At 45.1% G+C, this 21430-nt stretch carries 25 protein-coding genes; 7 read left to right on the forward strand and 18 right to left on the reverse strand.

Annotated elements, in window-relative coordinates; all coding sequences use genetic code 11:
- Window positions 1-132: 132 nt before the first annotated feature.
- From sigK to QQZ12_RS05830, 7 genes are all read right to left on the reverse strand, one after another.
- On the reverse strand, window positions 133-840 hold the full coding sequence (gene sigK, locus QQZ12_RS05800; protein ID WP_102993039.1) for an RNA polymerase sporulation sigma factor SigK: 708 nt from the start codon (window positions 838-840) through the stop codon (window positions 133-135).
- A gap of 331 nt (window positions 841-1171) precedes the next feature.
- A complete protein-coding gene (locus tag QQZ12_RS05805; RefSeq protein WP_054095960.1) occupies window positions 1172-1486 on the reverse strand; it encodes a hypothetical protein in 315 nt (104 codons plus the stop codon).
- Between the two features lie 24 nt (window positions 1487-1510).
- On the reverse strand, window positions 1511-1741 hold the full coding sequence (locus tag QQZ12_RS05810; protein ID WP_102993040.1) for a hypothetical protein: 231 nt from the start codon (window positions 1739-1741) through the stop codon (window positions 1511-1513).
- 61 nt (window positions 1742-1802) lie between these two features.
- The gene (locus QQZ12_RS05815; RefSeq protein WP_284724093.1) at window positions 1803-2918 is read right to left on the reverse strand and encodes a PrsW family glutamic-type intramembrane protease; all 1116 of its coding nucleotides are present in this window, start codon (window positions 2916-2918) and stop codon (window positions 1803-1805) included.
- Window positions 2919-3286: 368 nt separating this feature from the next.
- Window positions 3287-3580, reverse strand: coding sequence for a hypothetical protein (locus QQZ12_RS05820; protein WP_102993043.1), 294 nt, complete (start codon window positions 3578-3580; stop codon window positions 3287-3289).
- A gap of 293 nt (window positions 3581-3873) precedes the next feature.
- Window positions 3874-4005, reverse strand: coding sequence for a hypothetical protein (locus QQZ12_RS05825; RefSeq protein ID WP_262983039.1), 132 nt, complete (start codon window positions 4003-4005; stop codon window positions 3874-3876).
- A 61-nt stretch (window positions 4006-4066) separates the two neighbouring features.
- The gene (locus tag QQZ12_RS05830; protein WP_102993044.1) at window positions 4067-4414 is read right to left on the reverse strand and encodes an HPr family phosphocarrier protein; all 348 of its coding nucleotides are present in this window, start codon (window positions 4412-4414) and stop codon (window positions 4067-4069) included.
- 249 nt (window positions 4415-4663) lie between these two features.
- On the opposite strand from QQZ12_RS05830, the gene QQZ12_RS05835 reads away from it, so the two are divergent.
- Complete coding sequence (locus QQZ12_RS05835; RefSeq protein WP_102993045.1) at window positions 4664-4963, forward strand: MerR family transcriptional regulator; 300 nt, start codon at window positions 4664-4666, stop codon at window positions 4961-4963.
- A gap of 180 nt (window positions 4964-5143) precedes the next feature.
- Here the strand turns inward: QQZ12_RS05835 and QQZ12_RS05840 are convergent, their stop codons facing one another.
- Window positions 5144-5458, reverse strand: a complete 315-nt coding sequence (locus QQZ12_RS05840; RefSeq protein WP_102993046.1) for a CocE/NonD family hydrolase — start codon at window positions 5456-5458, stop codon at window positions 5144-5146.
- A 98-nt stretch (window positions 5459-5556) separates the two neighbouring features.
- Here QQZ12_RS05840 and QQZ12_RS05845 point away from each other — a divergent pair, with 98 nt between their 5' ends.
- Window positions 5557-6207: an ATP-dependent DNA ligase gene (locus tag QQZ12_RS05845; RefSeq protein ID WP_284724094.1), complete on the forward strand. Its 651-nt coding sequence runs from the start codon at window positions 5557-5559 to the stop codon at window positions 6205-6207.
- A gap of 443 nt (window positions 6208-6650) precedes the next feature.
- Here QQZ12_RS05845 and QQZ12_RS05850 read toward each other — a convergent pair whose 3' ends face one another.
- Window positions 6651-7046, reverse strand: a complete 396-nt coding sequence (locus QQZ12_RS05850; protein WP_102993048.1) for a hypothetical protein — start codon at window positions 7044-7046, stop codon at window positions 6651-6653.
- Between the two features lie 162 nt (window positions 7047-7208).
- On the opposite strand from QQZ12_RS05850, the gene QQZ12_RS05855 reads away from it, so the two are divergent.
- The 3 genes from QQZ12_RS05855 to QQZ12_RS05865 all read left to right on the forward strand — a co-directional run bounded on the left by QQZ12_RS05855 (window position 7209) and on the right by QQZ12_RS05865 (window position 9133).
- Window positions 7209-7826 carry a TetR/AcrR family transcriptional regulator gene (locus QQZ12_RS05855; RefSeq protein ID WP_284724095.1) on the forward strand — a complete coding sequence of 206 codons (618 nt, stop codon included), beginning with the start codon at window positions 7209-7211 and terminating at the stop codon, window positions 7824-7826.
- Between the two features lie 131 nt (window positions 7827-7957).
- Window positions 7958-8800, forward strand: a complete 843-nt coding sequence (locus QQZ12_RS05860; protein ID WP_284724096.1) for a hypothetical protein — start codon at window positions 7958-7960, stop codon at window positions 8798-8800.
- A 33-nt stretch (window positions 8801-8833) separates the two neighbouring features.
- Window positions 8834-9133 (forward strand): YhjD family protein, encoded by a 300-nt coding sequence (locus QQZ12_RS05865; RefSeq protein WP_284724097.1) that lies wholly within the window; start codon window positions 8834-8836, stop codon window positions 9131-9133.
- A 195-nt stretch (window positions 9134-9328) separates the two neighbouring features.
- On the opposite strand, the gene QQZ12_RS05870 is transcribed toward QQZ12_RS05865, so the two are convergent.
- The 7 genes from QQZ12_RS05870 to QQZ12_RS05900 form a co-directional block, all read right to left on the reverse strand.
- The gene (locus QQZ12_RS05870; RefSeq protein ID WP_102993052.1) at window positions 9329-9694 is read right to left on the reverse strand and encodes a hypothetical protein; all 366 of its coding nucleotides are present in this window, start codon (window positions 9692-9694) and stop codon (window positions 9329-9331) included.
- A 67-nt stretch (window positions 9695-9761) separates the two neighbouring features.
- Complete coding sequence (locus tag QQZ12_RS05875; RefSeq protein WP_284724098.1) at window positions 9762-10994, reverse strand: CocE/NonD family hydrolase; 1233 nt, start codon at window positions 10992-10994, stop codon at window positions 9762-9764.
- Between the two features lie 138 nt (window positions 10995-11132).
- Window positions 11133-11954, reverse strand: coding sequence for a MerR family transcriptional regulator (locus QQZ12_RS05880; protein WP_284724099.1), 822 nt, complete (start codon window positions 11952-11954; stop codon window positions 11133-11135).
- A gap of 329 nt (window positions 11955-12283) precedes the next feature.
- Complete coding sequence (locus QQZ12_RS05885) at window positions 12284-13114, reverse strand: hypothetical protein (protein WP_284724100.1); 831 nt, start codon at window positions 13112-13114, stop codon at window positions 12284-12286.
- 321 nt (window positions 13115-13435) lie between these two features.
- Window positions 13436-13771: a hypothetical protein gene (locus QQZ12_RS05890; RefSeq protein ID WP_102993056.1), complete on the reverse strand. Its 336-nt coding sequence runs from the start codon at window positions 13769-13771 to the stop codon at window positions 13436-13438.
- 108 nt (window positions 13772-13879) lie between these two features.
- Window positions 13880-15709 (reverse strand): peptidoglycan D,D-transpeptidase FtsI family protein, encoded by a 1830-nt coding sequence (locus QQZ12_RS05895; RefSeq protein ID WP_284724101.1) that lies wholly within the window; start codon window positions 15707-15709, stop codon window positions 13880-13882.
- A gap of 99 nt (window positions 15710-15808) precedes the next feature.
- Window positions 15809-17395 carry a PhoX family protein gene (locus QQZ12_RS05900; RefSeq protein ID WP_102993058.1) on the reverse strand — a complete coding sequence of 529 codons (1587 nt, stop codon included), beginning with the start codon at window positions 17393-17395 and terminating at the stop codon, window positions 15809-15811.
- Window positions 17396-17869: 474 nt separating this feature from the next.
- On the opposite strand from QQZ12_RS05900, the gene QQZ12_RS05905 reads away from it, so the two are divergent.
- A complete protein-coding gene (locus QQZ12_RS05905; protein ID WP_102993059.1) occupies window positions 17870-18376 on the forward strand; it encodes a M57 family metalloprotease in 507 nt (168 codons plus the stop codon).
- Window positions 18377-18429: 53 nt separating this feature from the next.
- On the forward strand, window positions 18430-18987 hold the full coding sequence (locus tag QQZ12_RS05910) for a hypothetical protein (RefSeq protein ID WP_102993060.1): 558 nt from the start codon (window positions 18430-18432) through the stop codon (window positions 18985-18987).
- Window positions 18988-19045: 58 nt separating this feature from the next.
- Here QQZ12_RS05910 and mltG (QQZ12_RS05915) read toward each other — a convergent pair whose 3' ends face one another.
- Both mltG (QQZ12_RS05915) and mltG (QQZ12_RS05920) read right to left on the reverse strand, forming a co-directional pair.
- On the reverse strand, window positions 19046-20116 hold the full coding sequence (gene mltG / locus QQZ12_RS05915; protein ID WP_102993061.1) for an endolytic transglycosylase MltG: 1071 nt from the start codon (window positions 20114-20116) through the stop codon (window positions 19046-19048).
- Between the two features lie 196 nt (window positions 20117-20312).
- Window positions 20313-21389 carry an endolytic transglycosylase MltG gene (mltG, locus tag QQZ12_RS05920; RefSeq protein WP_102993062.1) on the reverse strand — a complete coding sequence of 359 codons (1077 nt, stop codon included), beginning with the start codon at window positions 21387-21389 and terminating at the stop codon, window positions 20313-20315.
- Window positions 21390-21430: the final 41 nt, after the last annotated feature.

A 21430-nucleotide genomic window follows, 5' to 3' on the forward strand; every position in this document is an offset into this window, starting at 1 on the left:
TCCAAAACGGCATAAAGTTAAGCGCCCTACCTCTGGTAAGGCGCTTTTCTAGTTGATCCGTTCCAACGTGGATGGGCCATAAAACCTATGCCGTTTATAAATGATGTTCCAACACTTCCTGGGCAAACACCCTCACTCCCGTTTCTTTCCCGACCGATAGTACTCATGCAACAACTTGATCAACGCCCGCTTTTCGATCCGTGACACATATGAGCGCGAGATCCCCAACGCTTTAGCAATCTCCCGTTGTGTTTTCTCTTCCTCGCCATTTAAGCCAAACCGGCAGCAGATCACTTCTTGCTCCCGTTTGTCTAAGATGTGAAGATGCGAATAGATATTATCCCGTTCAATCTTCAACTCCACGGAATCCACCACTTCATCCTTATCTGACCCCAAAATGTCAACGAATGTGATTTCATTCCCTTCCTTGTCTGTGCCAATTGGATCATGCAATGACACATCCTTGCGCGATTTCTTCAGGGACCGCAAAAACATCAAAATTTCATTTTCGACACACCGGGCTGCATAGGTGGCCAACTTGGTGCCCTTGCCTGATTGGTAAGACTCGATCGCTTTGATCAAACCGATGGTGCCGATGGAAATCAAATCTTCATTGTCTTCACCGGTGTTTTCAAACTTCTTCACAATATGCGCCACCAAACGCAGATTGTGTTCAATCAGCTTGTTTCTTGCCTCCTGATCTCCCTGGGCCAAGCGCTGCAAGCATTCTGCTTCTTCTTTTTCTGATAAGGGTTGCGGAAAGGCATTGTTTTTAATATACGAAACAAAGGCGATCATTTCTTTGATCACCATCGCCACGGCTGTGAAAAGTCCTAACAATCCACTCCACCTCCACCCGATCGTAAGCGCAGACCATACTACCTTATGACAAATTGGGCTTTTGGGTTCCTGTTCAATTCACCACTGTTATGTATATGTTTGCGGGTTATTGTCCTATCTCCCCAGGATGGCACGCCCTTGACGGGTGAAAACGATGGCATGGCGTTCTAATCGAATAAATCCTTTCTACACATCGTCAGATACCGATACAAACTAAAAGCCCCACTCCCTCCTCATCGAAAATCCTGTTTTTCCACCGCCGATGAGTGAAAGGAGTGGGGCTATTTGTTAACCACTTAAAAGAAATTTGACCTAACCTTTCGCTTATACTCTAACTAGATTCGTTATAACTGTGAAGCACTTTTCCCAAATGCTCAATAAACAACTCCTTTGAACAAAATACTTCTTCATCTAATAAGGAAACCCGAATCTCACCATCAGGAAAATGTGGATCAAAATCAAATTCATCAAAGCCACGGCCGACATTTTCTTTCAGACATTCATAAACCTCTTTTAATTCCCTTACCGTTAACATCTCTGTATCCAATCCAATTAAAACAATTCTCCAAGCAGCGGAAACATCGGGGTCTATGGGTTTAAGTTCTCTGGCAATCTCTTCAAAGCGTAAATTCTTTTTTTCTTCCATAATTGAAAACCCTCTCTTCTACTTTTACCAATCATTAGGCCCTAAGTCTGTCCAGTTAGGAGGATTCTTTCTGTCATAAGCGGGACAATGGGAAGTAATTTCTTTCGTACCATCAGCTAATTCTTTAAACCAGCCCTCTATCTCTAATTCAATGTTATTTTTCAACTTCACTATTGCTTTAAAAATGCCCCTATTCCCAAGTTGCGTTTTCAGCAGTGTTCCTTGTTCAGCATTTAGTGCTTTTTTAAAAGCCAATTCAGCTATTTGGTCTATTTCGCCTGCAGTTAGGTATTTGGGATAGATTGTTTTACCTATGCTATTTGATACTGGATTTCCCCGTATGCCTCCGTTCCCGTAAAAAGGACATCATGTTGCCCCACGCTTTTGGTCCGCACCACATGGATTGCAACAAGAAGATCACTTCACTAATTGGCTCAATCACTTTTTCATTAGGCAAAAGAGGCAATGAATATCTCGACTTATTCAATGCGCGATAATCAAGCAAAATGGCCAACCCGAAGCAAACGATCAGCATGGTTTTATAATAATGTCCCTGCCCCGTCCATTCATGAACCAACTCCAGCGCCGGAGGCAAATCTCCGTCAATGGTCGCATTATACGCCCCATGGTCAAACATCGCCCAAGCCAAGATTGCAAGTGGAATGAGGTAAACTTTTTTCCCCCATTTCGCCCGGAACCGCGCAACAAATCCAATGGTAAGCGTCACAAATCCAGTCCATACATAATGACCTGGACTAAGTACATCGCCATTGATGACATAACCAGGAAACAACACATCCCATGCCCAAACCTGCTCAGAGTTGTTAAAGAAATCTCCAATCACCCCAAAAATACTATCATCATATACACGTTCACCCCAACGGCGCACCACTTCTTCGATAAAGTCAAATCCGACGCCTGTTGCCGCGCCCACCAGCAAATAGTCAGTCACGCTGAACGATTTGGCTCGTTTGGAAAACAACAGAAACACCATCAGTGGAAGGAGTTTGGCCAGTTCTTCCACAATTGGCCCCAAGACGTCTTCACTCCAGTTATCACTGATGGACGAGCTGGCGTCTCCGCTCACCATTCCATGCACGCCCCATATAATCACGGCCGTCAACGGCCCGATAATCCAAGCTCCGATCGTAAAAAAGCGGGCATAGGTTGTCCATGTCAGCGTTTTGCTTCTGGCGATAAACCAAAACTGCCATAAAACATAATAGCTCCATATCAACTGAATCAGCGCTTTTCTTGTTTCAGGGATGAAAATCCAGCACAGAATAGAAAGCAACAAGGCCAGCCAAGAGAAAAAGACATATGTCTTGCGTACTCGACGAACCACCCGAGGATGCCTTTCCAACCAATTTCTCCATTTGCCCGCAATTAATTCCCATCGTCCCATAGCCCATCGTTGAAAAGGTTCAGCCACTAGATTTCTTCACACTCCTTACAAAGATTACAAATCCATTATAATTTTCCATCTAATATAAATAGATTGTCAATTTATTAGACGTGTTACATTTGACATTACCTACATTGTTTCCCTTGTCGCAATTTCCTAGAATCGCACGCCCTTGACGGGTGAAAACGATGGAATGGCATTCTAATTGAATAAATCCTTTCTACACATCGTCAGATACCGATACAAACTAAAAGCCCACTCCCTCCTCATCGAAATCCTGTTTTTCCACCGCCGATGAGTGAAAGGAGTGGGGCTCATTATGTTGTTCTTCTAAGAATAGTAAACGAGTTTTACACATACTTCATTAACGAATAAGTCTCTTACTGGCTACAATACTATTTATATCGTTCCAGCACCATCTGTAAATGTTCAATAAACCGTTTCTTAGAACAAAATACCTCTTCATAATCCAATAAAGAAACACGAAGTTCACCATCGGGAAAATGTGGGTCAAAATCAATTTCATTAAACCCTTTTCCGACATTTTGTTTTAAACCATCTAGCGTATCCTGTAATTCTCTTTCTGATATCATTCTTATTTGCAAACCAATCAAAACTAACTCCCAAGCAGCGGAAACATCGGGATCAGCAGGTTTTAATTCTTGGGCCAATTCATCAAACGTTTTCATCTCTTTTCTCCATCTTTAAGATAACTTAATGTAATGAGAAATAAACAGAAAATGACAATGCCAGTCGTAAATATAATCAAATCAAACCGCCTCAAAACCCTTATAAACACTGGCTTTTTCATCTCAGTTTACGAAACCTAACTTTCGTAAATCAATATGCTTCTATTTGTTAGGTCTTAGATCGCTCGGGTTATAGCCATCATTCCTATTTGGTATCTTCTAATTAAGTTTGCTACAAACCAAACACCCACCGTGCCTATGCAACCAATCCGTTCAGCAATGACGTGCCATAATCAGCGGGTCACCAGAACGGACTCCTTTGGTACAAATCCCTCCAGCGTCGCGGTAAACCACAGAATCAACCGCATCGATATCTTATTAAACAGCAATAACTCAATGTCAGCTATCAACGACACTTTAGGCATAACCAGGCTACCCCTTTCTAAGAGCACTACACTGCGGACAAAAGTTTACGCCACGCTCATCCTATTGATCCGACGATGCCGAAAACCGTTCCGCGCTTGTCTCGGCGCTGGGCACATCGACACCAGCCGCGGCGTCGATTCGCTCGCTACCAAGGGGAAGCGAAAACAGCCGCTCCATTGCCACTAGCGCTTTTTTTGCATCCACGCCAGAAGTTCGGATCGTGACGGGACCTTTAATGATGCCAGACACCAACACGCACATGCTGAGTAAGCTTTTGGCGTTGATAGAAATTTGATTCGCTTCAATTACTATATAGCAATCATATTGATCTGCCTTTTCCACAAAGCGGATCACTTCCAGTAGGCTGATTTTTGACGGGATTTGACAAGCTGTCGCATATTCCGCCATTCGGCCGCCTCCTCCCTGTTCCTACATCGCTCTGTCATCTAACATCTATTTCCAATTGTTGAAAGATTCTCTAACCGCGCGTTTTTTCCTGTCACTTCATTATGTCACAATGGTTTCAATCCACTCTATAATCATGTCATATTATATTACACAAAATACATTTCAACTTTTATTTATGTAAGATAATCTAACAAAAACAACCTGAAGCCGCCTGGTTTTATGTTAAAGTGAATATGAGGTGAGCGGCTTATGTCTTACAAAGATCGCAAAGTCATCAATATCGGAACGGTTAGCGAGATGACCGGGCTGTCCGTCAGACAGATCCGCTATTATGAAGAGCGACAATTAATCTTTCCTGAGCGGACGAAAGGCGGGACGCGAAAGTTTTCCTTTTCGGATATTGAGAAGTTGATGGATATCGCCAACCACATAGAAGACGGATTGCAGACAGTGGAGATCAAACGAATGGAAAGCCAACGGAAGCACCGCCAGCTACGGAATCAAATGATCCGGGGCCAAATCAACGCCGCATTTGGCATGCGAAAATGAAGCGCAACCCAACTTATCAGCACACGCGACCTAAAAGAAGCAGCCGGATGCCATGCTCCAGCTGCTTCTTTGGGGATTTCCTAAACACAAATATTCAAAAATCATAATTTGGTTTATAGAAAGCCAAAGGATAAATAAAGACGTTTGAGGAATGCTACCAAGATTCCTCTTTTTTCATTTTCAGCGGTAATTTCTTTTAATCGGAGATACGTCCAACTCGATTAAGCTAGGAGCCTCCCCCTTAGCAGCATTCCGATAACGGGCTCGAATAATGCCATCGGTTAGATTTTGTGCATACCCATCGGGATGAACATCAACTAATCGCGCGACAAAGTCGGTGTCTAAGGCACTTGAGCTTGCCCACAGTTTTACTTTAACCGGCCCTGTCACTTCTATGTCTTCTTCTAATACGGGAGTGGTATAAACCAATACGTCATGGCGTGATTCGATCTCTCGCTGATCCATTGCACCGCTAGGAAAATCAGGAGGCATCATGATTGATCCACCTTTCGTGATGAATCCTCTCAACCGTCAGTGGAACCATTCGCTGTTGGACACGGCACGGAACTCCGTGTACGGATCGGTTCCCGGAGTTGGCCAGGCTTGACCTCCCGCCTGATACTGTACTGGATGGGGAAGTGGTTGTCACGGATGAGCGGGCACACCCTGACTTTGAAGCTGTGATGACCCGTTTCCAGACAACGAATCCAATTAAGATCAACGCGCTGATGAAAACCCATCCTGTCCAGTTCTGTGTGTTTGATGTACTGATGATCGGCGGTCAGGACGTGACTATGCTGCCTCTTCATGAACGAAAGGCCATTTTACAAGATCGAATCAACGAGCAACCCCATCTCTCCTTAGTGCGAAGCGTACCAGGTAAACAGGCAAAGGGCTTCTTTGATCTCGTCAGCCAGCATAACCTAGAGGGCATCGTTATGAAGAAAAAGGATTCGTCCTACCAAGTGGGGAACAGATCGCATGATTGGCTCAAGGTAATCAACTATCACTACCATGAGGTGCGGTTAACTGGAGTTCGCAAAGGCGAGTTTGGTTGGCTTATCGGTCTGGAGGAAAAGGGGAACGTGCGGCCGGCGGGAATCATCGATTTTCCGGCTCCGCCTGATGCACGCAAGGCCGTTTGGTTGATGCTGGATCGAGCGAAGGTTGATGAGGATAAGGAGTTTATTTATCTGATGCCGGCAATCCGCATGAAGGTGAAGTCGAGAAGGCTAACCAAGTGAGGATTGATACGAATACCGTGTTTCAGGAGTTTATTATCTGATCATAAAACAGAGCGGATCATGTCCGCTCTGTTCTGTTTAGATTTACTCCTTACACTCACAATAGCAAAGTGCAGTTTCAATATTAATATACCTGGTAAGCACCATTGCCTCTATAATGGTACGTACTGCTCGAATCGGTAATTATGATTTCATAATCACCGCTGTTCAGACCAGTGAAGTATGCGTAAGTTCCATTGAACCGTTTTTGCACAGTACAAGGAGAACCGCCCCGTCTACATAATTTGACTCGAAGATTAGAATCATCGACCGGGCCCTTTTATTCAGTTGAAACAATGTAATCTAAGTACTTGAGATAATCGGTATCCTTCAATCGGGTTGTAACTATATTTCATAGTAGTATTGTAGAGATTACGCTTAAATTGACTTATAAATATTATATACTACCAACGTTCTTGAAGAGTTCCTTCAGCTATACAATCTTTTGCTGAACCATAACAATCCACTGTTATGCGATAAGTTCCCGTACTCGGTGTCCAATCGTTTAGGAATCTGCCGGCAGTACCAGGGCCTTTTACAGTTTGTGCAACCACATGACCGGCTGGGTCTATTACTTTAAAAATAACCGAATGGTTACTATACCTACTAACTTGCCAAAACGCTTCTAAATCACTACTGCTGCTAACATATAATCTTGCCCTTGCTTCCCCATATCCTCTTGTGAGCTCTGCCGTTGCACTATCATATCCTTTTGCACTCACCTCCGCATAAACCGAATTTACAAAAGCAGTCAAAAGCATTGACAAAGCAAAAAACAATGATAATACTTTTTTCACCACTTATTTAGCCTCCCTAAAGTTATTTCCTTGCAAGACGCTTCACTTCTTTGATGTTAAAATCAAACTGAACGTTTGGTACAATCTAATTATAATATACACACCCGAATGAACCAACAATTTTTTAGTAAATTATGATAAATTTAGCAAGAGGAGTAGTTGCTTATGAAATCTTCAACTGGCATTGAAACCAAACGAAAAATCCTTGATGCTACATTTCAGCTCATGGCCGATAAAGGATTTGACGCTGTAAGTATTGACGACATCATGACCAGCATTGGGAGAACCAAAGGGTCCTTTTATGTTCACTTTAAAAGCAAGGAAGAACTGCTGTATGAAGTGATGCGTACACGCTTGGATCGGGGTCATGATCGGATGACAGAAGAGATTCCAAAGGAATTGTCTAAAGACAACTGCAATGTTCGAGCCATTCTGGAAAAAGTGATAGCTGAAATCCATGCAAGCTCAGGAAAAGATCGCTTGACTTGGGCATTTGCTTATTATCATCTCTTAATCCATTCCCGTAAGGATGAATTTGTTCGCGTATGGTTGGAAGCTAATGCTGATCAGTGGTCAACCTTTTTAAACATCATCGTGAAAAGAGGTCAGGAGTTAGGTCAAATCCGAACGGATGTGGATACGCAAACCATCACCAATATGTTGATGGGAATTGTGGTAGGTTATGACATTCTTTTCATGGTTAAACCCCAAATTGATGTTAGCGAGGTCTATCATATTCATGATTGGATGTTTGTTAATGACCCATCCTCTAAAGATGAATAAATATCCTATTTCTCGTTCTTCAAATATGGAGAAAAGGAGAGAATGAGTGAGAAAAATTGATTTATTGAGGGGGAAGGAATAATAATGGTCAAAAAAAAGAAAAAAAGGATACAAAGAAAAGTGAAGAGGCTTTGTCTGCTTTAATTGGAGAAAAGAAAGAGGAAATGACTCAAAATTGGACCTGGTGGCAGCAGTTGATTGGTGTGGAGTTGTTAATATTATTGTTAGCACTGCTATGGTACTATTGCGTTCAAATTTATTATGAGACTAAGTTTAAGCAACTAAATATCCCTTTTGATTATATAGACTATTCCTTTAATTCTTTGATTGAACCAGGAAAATATATGTTCCAATTTATCATGATTGTCATTGCATCGATAATGAATGGTGCTAGTACTCGGACTAGGTTCATTAATATAATGGTTCCTTTTTCATTATGCTTTATTAATTCGATATATTTTACTTCTCCAATCAATGCAAATCCAGATACAAAGTTTTATACATTACTAAATACTATTATACTTGCTTCTTTCTCCTTTATTATTGCGAAGCATTACACAAAGTTTCAGTTAATGTTTGTAAAAGAAGATGTAGACCCTAGACTCTTTTGGTTTCGTATATATTTTACATCAGGAGTGGTTAGTTTGCTGATGGTTGTCCCTTTGGCAATAATGTTTTCCGGATATACAGTTACAAAGACTTCCTGGCACTATGTAATTGAACAAAATAAAGAAACGAAAGTTGTTCTTGATACATACAAAGACTATTACATTACTGCCCCTGTCAATATCAAGCGGAAAACCTTTAAACCAGAATTCGAACTCATCCCCATGCACAAAGACGACAAAGATCCACCTGTCATAGTGGTCAAAGACACCAATGAGTTAAACCAAGCAGAGAAGCAAGAAGAGAAGATCGTGCTTAAATATATGGAAATCGGTCCTTTAAAGCCCGAGAATCCTTCTGAACCTTGATCCACGTGCTATCATGGATTTAGGTGATGGAAGATGCTTTATGATGACGAACACTTCGATCTTGAAATCAAACTCAAACGCTACACCCACCTCGAAGTTCTACTCGAAGCCTTAGACCGAGATAAAAAGCACATGGATCATCTCAAAATGGCACATGTGTATCAATATCAACTCGACCACATCACCAACCTCATCTTAAAGGAAATGGCTGACCTTCGCCGTTACTTCCGTCAATCCCAGGGAGAAATCATCCAAACGGTTCAATTGGCGGGGGGAACGCATGGTGGAGTATGTATATCAGGGGTATCGGCTCAATATGAAGTTTCTCAATGAGTTCATGCGTGTGGAGTGTGGGGAGATATTAAAAGAATACATGAAGTTGAAAAGGGGTGACTATTAGAGAGTCACCCATCACTTTTTGGACGCAATAAAAAAAGGACGACTACTCGTCCCCCATCCGTTTCTTTAACTCCTGCACTTCCTTTTCAATTAGGTTCCCTTTATAAATCCAGGCGCGTGTGATGTCCGTTAACCCGGATATACTTTCTTCCATCCTTGATATCTCTCATCCAATCGTGAAAGCCGCTCGTCCTGTTTTTGATTGAGGGTGGCCACCATCTCCAACACCTTGCCCATCTGTTCCATCTGGGTCATAATCCGTTGTTCACTTTCTTGAATCATGGTTGCTACACGATCTTCTAAGCCTTTAAATAACGACTCCAAGACCACATAGCCACTCTCTGCTTGGTCGCCTACTTGATAGGTTTTCTCTTGCAGAGATGCCGCCGCAACCTCTTGAACATGAATAACACTTTCTAAATCCTCTTTGGTAGGAAGCTGCTCTATCTTCTCTTCAATCCGTTTCAGCCGCTCTTCCCAGTGCGTTTCGCTCATTCATCTCACCTCATTATCTCCAACATATCGGATTTTTCAGTATATGGCAAGGGGATGTTTTCCAATATCACAGCCCCCTCCCTGGATCATACGTATAATGATCGGCTGCCTCTTGATCGGGTGCGATTGTACTAAGCACGCCATCGCCTAGAAGCGTATTCGCATGTCCTTGGCTGTGCAAGTAATACGGAGTAAAAATAGTCCGAGCAAGCGGCCACTCATATTCATCGCGCCAAACGTTTTCGCCCATCACAAATAGCTTGACAGGTGCTTCATTGAGGATACCCGTATCCTTTCCTTTTAAGAAATGATCAAACCATCGCAACTGGAGTCCGACCAAATCCACGACAGCAGAGCTGGCAGCCAATCCAAAATTTACTTCACCGGCTTGATGACTGTGATCCAAATGCACCCATGGCCCGATGACTAGTTTGCTCTGCCGCGCTTCTGGACTACCGCCTTTGTTACGCATGTGCAAAAAGTTTTCAATGGTTCCTTGTAAGAAGATATCGTACCAACCTGCCATGTTTAGTGTAGGAACCGTAAATTTGTCATATTTCCCCTTCAACGATAATGCATCTACATCATCTTGATCCATGCCGCGCTCAAACTGTTGAAGAATGGCCGGAGCTACCTTATTTCGGGCAAAAGGAGCAAAATTTTTCAATGGCAGTGCGTTGATCTCCGTTTTTAGTTGATCAATGTCTGAAATTAACTGCGCCAAGGCAATAGCCCGTTCTTGCTCATCGGCATAAATTCTTGAGAGCGTGTCCAGATACATTCCTAATTGCCAATAGGACAAAAAACCGAGTTCCAGCGCTCCTCCCCGGTATATTAATCCATCAAAGGGATCGCTCCAAGAAAAAGAAGGCGCTGCTGCTTTGAGTTCATGTGGATGCTGTAACATGCCTGCCCACTGTACAAATGCGGAATAAGATTCACCAAACGAACCGACTTTACCATTACTAAAGGGAAGCGTACTTGCCCAGCGGATGGTCTCAACGGTATCAGAAGCTTCTTGTTGACTGGTCGAAAAAAGCTCCCAATCTCCTTCAGAAGCAAATCTTCCCCTTGTATCTTGAACGATGACCACATATCCCTGCCGAACGGCACGAGAAATATCGTATAACCCAAAAGAAACAGGAGGGTTATCTTTATTATACGGATGGCGATGGAGTAGAACCGGCCATTTTCCTTCCTGATTGGGCCGATAAATATTTGCACGCAACACGACCCCATCTCTCATCTTAACGGGCACATCAAATTCCGAAATCATCTGATTCGCCGAATAATCAGTCATATAACACACTCCTTTTTCTAAAGTAATAAAACGCCTTTAACAGTTACCAAAACAAGATTAAACCGGTAACCAAGGTCAGTGCACTTGTCAGTTTAATGAGGTAAGAAAACGCCAAAGAGCAATCGGCATACTGGTTCATTACATACACCCGACTCCCAAAATGGGCATCTGACTCTCGGTTACATACCGCAGCTTGTCACCCTCTTTAGTTGATAAATATACTTCTCTGCTTGGCATTTCCGGGCTGATCTGGTAGCCGTTCTCCTCAATCCATGATCCTAGATCGATGCTCACTGGCGTATCCACATCCGGTCGGCTGATATGGGTCACCGCCGCAACAGTCAATCCCGGCAACTCTACTGTCCGAAAACGTGCGGTGTCCTGAAGCTTGCGCGGAATGGGGCAAGCGATTTCTAAATCGATGTTGCTTTCACATTCCGGACAACCATGCCTCATCACCATATGGGTGACAGGAAGCGGTATGTTATCCCATTTTAGATATTCATCGATTTCTTCAAACAGCCCGGGAATGCTTGCTCTGCTTGTGGTCTCTTTAAGTGTCGCAACCAATAAGGGCTCCACCTTCTTCACCACAACCTCATACTGAGAAAGACCGTCACTTTGCCGTTCAATTTGTTCCAGTCTCACCTCAATCCGCCTTAAACGCTCCATTTTCGACTGAATCAGCGAGTGAAGTTCTGCTTGCTTAAGACGAAGCATGCCTCGCATTTCTACTGTAGATACGTTGTCTTTCAAGAGCTGTTTGATTTGTTCAAGGGTAAAACCAAGCTCCTTAAACGCCAGAATCCGATGCAGATCGAGCAACTGTTCGCTCTTGTAGTAACGGTAACCGCTCTGTTGATCCGTGTAGGCAGGTTTTAAAAGTTCAATTTGATCATAAAAGCGTAATGTTTTAGCGGGCACTTGGCTCAACTTTGAGAACTCGCTGATCTTAAACATGAGATTCGCTCCTTTCTGTACTCGAAGTATAAACCTTCCATATAAGTGGAAAGTTAAGTAAAAAAATGTTGCATACCGACTACAATCGTCAGTTTGCAACAATTGGCGTTCGCTACAGTCACCCCAATTAAGGGGAATCCACAAAGAATCCATAGGGAATCCTTGGTGATTCCCGGACACGACGCCCATCGCATCGGCAAGATCCGCTGGCTTATGATGCCACGTGAACACCATACCATATCAATGATGGCGGTAAAACAAAAAGAAGGTTCCTCACACAAGGAACCTTTCCGGCCAATTGGCGCCCCCACATGAACGACCGCCGCGCCTCACTTCGCTTTTGGTCGCAACTCAACCGGTAGCGTGATTTTCTCTTTGAACACACCACCCACTTCTGCCGTTTGCGTTTGTTGATACGTCACCGTCCCAGTCGGGGTCGGTATCTCAAATGAAAACTGGGTCAACACGGCATGCAACACGTGGGTTTTCGAATCAATATGCACTTCTCTCTTATAAGATTTCAAACGTATATTCGCTGGATTCACCCGGATACCCAATCCCCGTAGCTGCGCCAAGGAAGGCTCCAATTCGGCCCGGGCATTGTTTCCTAATATCCCCGCCGCCCGTCCGGGAGGTAACTCCGCTGTGACGCGGAAAAATCCATTCGTTTCAGCCATGCGAAATGTGGCGCTTTTTTGTTTGACAGCTGCCGCTAATTCAATGAGTGCTTGTGTCGGATCTTCAACACTTGTCCGCAATTCCGCACGCGTGCCCGTTTCCCATGGTGCATTCCCGATCTTTAGATATCCTTTATCTCCGATCATCACTAATTGTTCGGATTCGCTTTTTCCTTTGGATGTAATAGTGCCCTGACTTCGAATCGCATAAGGGTCACTGGTCACACTGATCTTGGCTTCATACTGTGACGCCGTTTGCTGTTGGTTCCTGGTCAACTTCTCCTGACGTTTGACCTTGTAAGTCCAACCGGCTTCTTTTTTGAGTGTCGTCCGGGTCAATTCCAATATTTCCGCCAATGTCGGCTTGCGCAAAGTAGGGGTTATTTTTCCCCATCCCGTTTGCACTTCTTGCCAAGACATGGTACACGCTGATAGTACCATGACCAGTGCGAGGACTAGCACACCCGTTCGTATGACTTGCATAAACGCCTCCCGAAGCATCATGTCTTCCCATATGGTGAGTCTGGCCTCTGGAAAACTGGAGAGGCGCTATTTCATATATATTCGGCCACCCAATTCCAATCACCTTTTCCATTCAATGGGTAATCAACACACTTTTATATAAAATGATTATACATTAACATAGCAGATTTTTCTTTTCGCATATTTGAACTTTCACTTAGAGCGACAAACATAAAAAGGAGTTGCCTCTGGTGAGTGCAACTCCTTTACCCTGTCATAGCTAGCCGTTTCATCCTTTCACAGAACGAAACGTTCCCTAACCTCCCGATGAAGTGGTTAACCTTATCGGGAAAATGGGTATTGGTTTGGCGTGACAAACGTCCCTGGGCCATGATATTGGTTGGGCCCTGGAAACTGATTGGGTTGAGTTGGGTATTGATTGTTGGCAGGCGGAATTGGTAGCGCTTTTTGCGATTGAGGTTGAGCGTGCGCCTGATCCATCTCTTCACTTTCCAATCCTTCCATGCCAAATTCTTCTAATACGCGTTGAACTAATTTTAGCTCATCCGATACCATCTCATCCTGATCTTTCGATTTCAGCAAAAGATTTTGATATTGCAAGAGCGCCTCTTCAATCAAATCTAGTTCAGCCTTTGTCAGATTCACGGTGATCTTCATTGTGTCTACTCCTTTGACTTATCCTTTTAACCTACCTATATGATAATCATAACAACATAACAAAACAACCAGAACACAAGCTGGTTGCTTTTATATTCATATAATCTTCTATTTCTGGGCAGATTGTTTCTTCGCTACATGCTCTTTTTCATCGGTAGGTTTCTGTTTAGCTATCTCTTCCATCACCGCTCTAAATACACGCTTGGCCCGTGGATCTTCAGAATCCGAGATGTCTCTTAACACAACGGAGATTGCCACTCGCGGCCTCTCGAAGGGGCCGAAGCCGATCATCCACTTGTTATAGCGTTTTTTATCCAATCCGATTTGCGCCGTCCCCGTTTTTGCGGCCAGTGACCATGTCGTACCGGCTACTGATCTGGCAGTCCCCTTAACCACCACCAACCGCATCATTTGTTTCATCGCCTGAATCGTCTCCGGCCTTAACGGCTTGGCCCCAGGCAATACTTGTGGCTTAAACTGGTATACCACCCGCCCCGTTTCATCTCGAATTTCCTTAACCACTCTCGGTTTTAAAGGCTTTCCCTGGTGAAACAGGGCCGTCACCATATTGACGGCCTGAAGCGGGGTCACCCGCACGTCCCGCTGTCCGATGCCTGTTTGCGCCATGACTCCGGGATCGTTCTTCGGCGTCGTCTTGGCAAAAACCATGCCTTTCTGTTCTTGGGGCAATTGGGTGAAATGCTCATCATGGAACACTTTTCCTGACCAGAGCACTTCTTGCGCCAACCCCAGCCGTTTGGCATAAGCTTCAAGGCGCTCGGCTCCCAACTTCTGGGCCACCATCCCCATCACCACATTGCAAGAGTCGGCGTAAGCCTCGGCAAATGTTTGACGACCATGCCCTCCATGCTTGTCGTCAGTTAACTGGGCTTGTTCCAATTCTCCGTCGCAATGGAAAACGGTATCCGGCTTCACAATCCCTTGTTCCAATGCAGCCACCGCGACGACCGTCTTGAAGATGGACCCAGGTACGGTCTCCAGCAACGCCCGGTTGTCCCAAGGCTGGTTCTCATGGACACCTTTACGAACAGCGGGGCGGCTGGCCATCGCCAACACATCCCCGCTGGCAACATCTTGCACAACAACGGCGCCATCTTGCACATTTTCCTGGCGCAGAATCTGTTCGACTCGCAATTGTAGCTCTTTGTCCAACGTGGTAACCACCGTGTAAGGATGTTCATCGTTGCCTGCTCTGCTCGTTGTCCGTTTCATCTCTCCGCCGATTAACGGCAGTCCACTACCCATGGTCGTGTAAGCCAACCGCTCTTCTTGATTGCCATGCAAGAAAGGCTCGAACGCGGCCTCAATGCCAGTCACACCTAAGTGAGAATCGGGGGTCCACTTGCCACTCGCCACCTGCTCTGGATACCACGATTTCATCAAGCCTGGATTTTGCACCAAGCGCCCCAACACCTGTTGCGCTGGATGATTGATGGACATCCGGTAGTCGGAACGCACCACCATCACGCCGGGCAATTGCAAGCGGTGAATCTGTTCCTTGTCGGCCTGCGACAAAACAATCTCTTCCCCCGCTGGCCCGGACAACAGCCCCGGAAACCGGATTTGCGCCAATTGACTCTCCAGTTGGGTTAGTGGCATATGGATAAACGAGGCCAATTGGGCAAACTGTTGTCGCTTCGCTTTCATCAGGTGGCGTGTTTGCGGAAACACAAGGAGGTGATAATCATCCCCTCCGGCCAACCGCTCCCCATGGCGATCCAAGATCGCGCCGCGACCGCTATTAAGTAGCATCTCCTCCCGTTGGCGCTCTTCCGCTAGACGAATGAGATCAACCTGCTGATTACGCATGGTAAATGAGCGCGTCGCTTCAATTTGAATATAATAAAGCCGCCACACAATCAAACCAAACGCGGCGATCATAACGAAGCTGATAAGCCAAGTACGCCACTTCCTCATAACATGAACACCCCGCTCTTCTCTCTCCATCTTGGACAGGAAATGAGCGGGGTATACGCATAAGTCCTGTTGTCAAAGTTGTTTCAAAACCGGCTTGTGTCAGAATCCACGAATCGCTACAACAGCCGGACGGGGAATATCACCATACGGCCAATGGCTAGTTGGATTTTTTGGGTCTTTGGTCTCTTCACCTGGGTGCTGAACAGCGATAAACAACGTACGCTGATCCGGGGTGAAATCGGGTCCAGTCATTTCCGCTTCACGGGGGCCAGAAGCGAATTGGAAAGCTTCTCCCGCTTGCCGCCCTTGGGTCGCGATAAAGAAAAGGCCATTGTTCTTAAACAACTCATAGGTATTGTCCTTGTTCATCTTGCCAGAAGAAATATCCGTGCATACCCATAGATTGCCTTGTTTGTCAAACAGCAAATTGTCGGGGCAAGAAAACCCGCTTTGCCGTCCCCCTACAGCAAATACCTCAAAAACGAAGCGTTTCGCGGCGGCATCATCCCCATCTTCAATCAGGCGCAGGATTTGCCCATGAAAGTTGCCATGATTGGTGTTGTTAGTCAACGCGAGGTACACGCTGCCGTCACGCGGATTTATTTCCACATCCTCCGGCCGGTCAAGCGGAGTCGCTCCCACCAGCTTGGCCGCATCCCGTGTATGCACCAATACTTCCCCTTGCGTCTTGAACTTGGCTTTTAAAGCAGGGCTTTGTTCTAAATCCAAGGGCATCCATTTGCCATCAGCCAAGTTGGCCACATAGAGCGTGCCTTCGCTGAGCAGGTACCGATTGTCTTTACCCCGGGACGGCTGATACTTCTTCTTGCTCACATACTTGTAAAAATACTGGTCATTGGAATCATCGCCCATGTAGACGACCAGCCGACCATCCTTTGACAACGTCATCGCCGCGTTTTCATGGGAAAACCGTCCCAATGCCGTATGCTTCTGCGGAGTGGAAGACGGATCAAACGGGTCCACCTCCACCACCCAGCCATAATGGGTGTCGTTGCGGCCCCAGCGCTTTGCATCTTCTTCAAAATTTTCTTCGCAAGTGAGAACCGTATCCCACAGCGTGCGACCTCCACTGCAATTGGCAAATGTCCCTTTCACTTTGTGGACTCCGCCAACCACCGCATCCCCGCGCGCGGGACCGGTCAGTTCCATCATGGTGTTTGCTGTAATCCGGCGCGCATACCGACTGCCTTTCACCAACCGCCACTTGCCGTCAGATAGCTTGATCTCAATGACACTTCCACCGACATTGTATTGTTCAATCGCATGTTTCTCGGCTTCCGGCGTGTCAGCGTCATACATGAAGAGCGCCCCAGTGCCAATATACTCATGATTCACCCACAACAGTCCGTGTTTTGACGATCCATTAATCGGAAAGTAAACGGTCAGGTCACAATTGTAGCCGAACTTTTCACCATTGCCGATGTCGTCACCCCAAGCGGCAATGAGATCCTGCCGAAATCCCTTGGGCAAAACGAGTTTATCCTGATCCGATGGGGAAATGGGGCGAAATGGGGGGCGGTGGGCCATCTTTTTAAACGCGTCAGTCGCGCCCTTCTCCGCTGCTTGCGCGACTTGTTCCAGTCCAGTGGTCGCTCCGACCAATGCCGCCGTCCCCACACCAACAAACTTCATGAATTCGCGTCGCGTAATATGATTTTCTGCCATGCTGACACTCACTCTCCATCCGGAAATGTCAATCATCTATCATGTTCTAAATTAATGGAAAGATGTTAATAACACGTAAACGAACGATAAAGATCCCGTTTTAAATCAGATATTTATGCCATTTCGATAATTAGTTCTATCACAAACGCACGCGATCATCGGTGAAACATCATCTCTCTTCAGAAATATCAAAACCCAATACATTCCATCCTGAGCGTGTCTCACAAATCTCGTTCGGGGATCAAAGCGGCGGGAAGGCCTTTTACCGTTGAGATGAGTGGGAAAACGCATTGGAAGCCACGATCCTATGCAACGAACACACGTTAACCACCCATTTAGATAGATAATTAAATTTTATTATAACAATTATACTATTATAATAATTTTTTTATTTTAATAAAGGTAATTTTAATTCAATATCTAATTATTAAATTATTAACACAATCAACCTATTGGCCACAGGAGGTTCACAACATGAAAAAAGGGTTGGCTATTTTCGCGTTTTTACTGGTCTTAGGTGCTTGGTCTCCTACATTCGCTTATGTATTATGGGGTTACAAGTGGGCGAGTCCCAATATCACGTACGAGTGCGACATGCACGGCGATTACACCACACAGTGCAACAACGGCAAAACGGAATGGAGCAACTGGACCGATGTCAATTTGTCCTACAGCTCCAATCCCGGCATCACTACTACGGCAGGCAACTACGGCAACGTTTCTTGGAGTGGATTATGCTCAGTCGGCTCCAGCTCGGGAAGCACGGTTTACCGCATGGATATCTCCATCAACACATACTATACAGATAGTTATTCCTCCCAAAAACGCAAAGGGGTAATCACCCACGAATTGGGGCACGCTCTGGGCCTGAGCCACGAAAACCGTTTGGGACCAGGGGGTTCTGTCATGTATGACAATGACGGCAGAACTGTTTACTCCCCCACGCAAGACGATATCAACGGGGTAAATGCAATCTATTGATCTATCCCCTTTCTTCCCAAACCCAATCCTAATCATAAAGGAGGAACCATCCCATGGTTAAACGCATCAAGCGCAATGCTTACACCCTGATGATGACTGCTCTCGGGCTTTTGCTGGTGGGTGGAATATACTTTTCCTTCGTCGCTCCAAAAGAGGTGGAAGTCGGCGTCTCCTTGGACAAGCAATACAGTAGCGTGGATGAAATGAAACAAGAAGCCCAATTGATTGTCGAAGGTACGGCATCGACCAAGCAGCAAGGCATCCGCTATCAAAACATGCTTTTCACAGTAACGGACTTTCACATCAACAAGACAATTAAAGGCCATGCAGACAAAAAAACGATTCGCATATTGGAAACGGGCGGGTTCGACGGTAAAAACTACTTAACCGTTGAAGGAAATAAGATTATGGATAAGAACCAATCTTATGTCCTGTTCTTGCAAAAATATCAAGGCTCCGTCACCAACCAAGATGCTTATGTGATCATCGGCGCATACCAAGGGAAATTCGCCGTCGATGGCAACAACATCTCACCTGCCCTTAAAGTCGCCCCCGCTATCGCAAAGCTGGAAACAAAGCAAGCACTGATCAAAGACATCCAAGACCAATAAAAAGAAAGGTGCCGATCTCATTCGGCACCTTTTTACTAGCATGCAGCGGTTCATGCGCCTATTGGCTGTTCGCCTGGGCGCTTTTGCGGTTGCGCTCCCGCTTCTGGAGATTGGCCCGATGGCCTTGATCCGTCTCTGCAAAATAATGCAGGTTGGAACCATCGTCTCTGGTCACATAAAACAAATACCGATGTTTCTGCGGATGCAATGCCGCTTCCAATTCCACCTTGGTCGGTGTGGAAATCGGACCTGGCGGCAATCCTGTGATCGCATACGTACTGTAGGGATGTTTTTCATAATACATCCGTTCCAGCACCGTCTTGATTTTTTGCCCTTTCATCCGGTACATAAACACGATGGTCGCATCCACTTGCAATTTTTTGTTCTTATTCAACCGGTTGTAAATCACACCAGCGATAATCGGCTTTTCACTCGCCACTTGGCCTTCGCGCTGAATGAGGGAAGCGACCGTCACCAATTGGTCCAATGTCATCTTTTTGCCGGAAAGCGGAGACTTTTCCCTCAATTCCCTCTCGATATCTAATTTAACCAATTGCTCGTTGAAGCGCTCTAACATCGCATTAACGATATTTTCCGGTTTTTCCTTTTTGGGAAAATAATACGTATCCGGATACAGATACCCCTCCAGCTTGTAAGGGCGCTGCGGATGCTTAGGAATCGATTTTTCAAAGGCGAACTTGGGCGGCTTATCGTTTAACGCTTTGAGAAAGCCTTTTCCATCCAATCCATTTTTCGTTAAGCGATCCGCAATGTCATAAGCAGTAAAACCGGGGATAACATCTATGCGAACAGTATTTTCCTTCCCTTCAGCAAACCGGGTCAGCATTTGATCCAGTGTTTCTCCTGGGGCGATTTCATAGTTGCCCGCGCGCAGATTGGTTTTGTTTTTCCATATAACATAATATCGAAAAAAAGTTGATTTTCGAATCAAGCCTTTTTCTTCCAAAATCCGGCCAATGCCCTCCAAGGAGGTTTGCGGCGGAATTTTCAATTGCACCGGTTCTGCCCGCTTGGGCGATCCCAATGTGAAATCCACATAGAGCAAGCCCAATCCAGCCCATCCCGCTAAGAGCACCAAGGTAAAGAAAATACGTAAAAACCATTTCATTATCTAGTACTCCTTTTATTAATATAGGTCAATCGTCTTTGCGAAACTTTATTTCATATTAACATAACTGACCCCACATCCACACAAAGAAAAGTCATCCAATGAACTTGAATCCTTGATATCCTTCCTCATCTCGACCATTCGCTCCAAAGTAAAAATCACCTTCCGAGGGAGAAGGTGATTTTTGTCTGGCCATTCACTCTCCATTTGTCGGAATAGCTTGGCCTTTTTCCCTATTTCTTTTGCTGATGGCGTTATACTGTTGATGCTGTTGAAAGTTCGTAGCGAAGAAGTGGCGTTTCGTACCATCTTCCCTTGTCACATAGTACAGGAATTTATGTTTCTCCGGGTTTACAGCTGCCGCCAACGCCTCCATTGTGATATTGGAGATCGGTCCGGGGGGCAAGCCATAATTGATGTACGTGTTATATGGATGATTGACGCCTTTGTACATCTTTTGATACACCCGGGTAACTTTTTTCCCCTGCTCCCTGTACATGAAAACAATCGATGCATCCACTTGCAACGGCATTCGAATATCCAACCGGTTATAAATAACGCCGGCGATGCGTGGCAATTCTTGTTTGTCTTGCCCCTCGCGCTGAATGAGCGATGCCACGGTGACCACCTTATCAAGCGTCATGTTCTTGAGGCGCGGATTGCTTTGCAGTTTCTGTTCGAGATTGAGTTTCTCATAATGGGCATTAAATTGCCCCAGCATCGTGTTGATGATCTCTTCGGGTTTTTCACTTGGCTTAAAATAATATGTATCTGGATATAAATAACCTTCCAGCTTATATTTGCGATCCGGGCTTTTGGCGATTTTATGTTCAAACGCATACCTAGGTTTTTTATTATTTAACGCTTCCAAAAACGCCTTTTTGTCAAAGCCTTTAGCTTCCAATCGATCAGCGATCTCATATACCGTCCAGCCTGGAGGAACGACGATTTTGACTTTGTTTTCTTTTCCTTCGGCAATCTTTACTAATATTTGGTCCAATGTTTCATTCGGCAGGATTTCAAATGTCCCCGCACGCAAATTGGTCTGATTCTTCCATTTCGCATAATAACGGAAAAAAGTTGACTCTCGCAACAATCGCTTCTGTTCAAGAATCTCCCCAATCTCTTGCAAGGTGGACTCGCTTGGGATTTCAACTTCCACTGGTTTGGTTCGTTTTGGTGATCCCAGCGTAAAATCAACATAGAAGTAACCTAATACCCCCCACCCGGCAAGGAGAACAAAGGTAAAGAAGATACGCCAAAACCATGTCATATGTCTTTGTACCCCTTCTACTTCAGTGAAAATAGGATCTT

Origin of the sequence: Laceyella tengchongensis, from assembly GCF_900182735.1 — a bacterium.
Classification (GTDB): Bacteria; Bacillota; Bacilli; order Thermoactinomycetales; family Thermoactinomycetaceae; genus Laceyella; species Laceyella tengchongensis.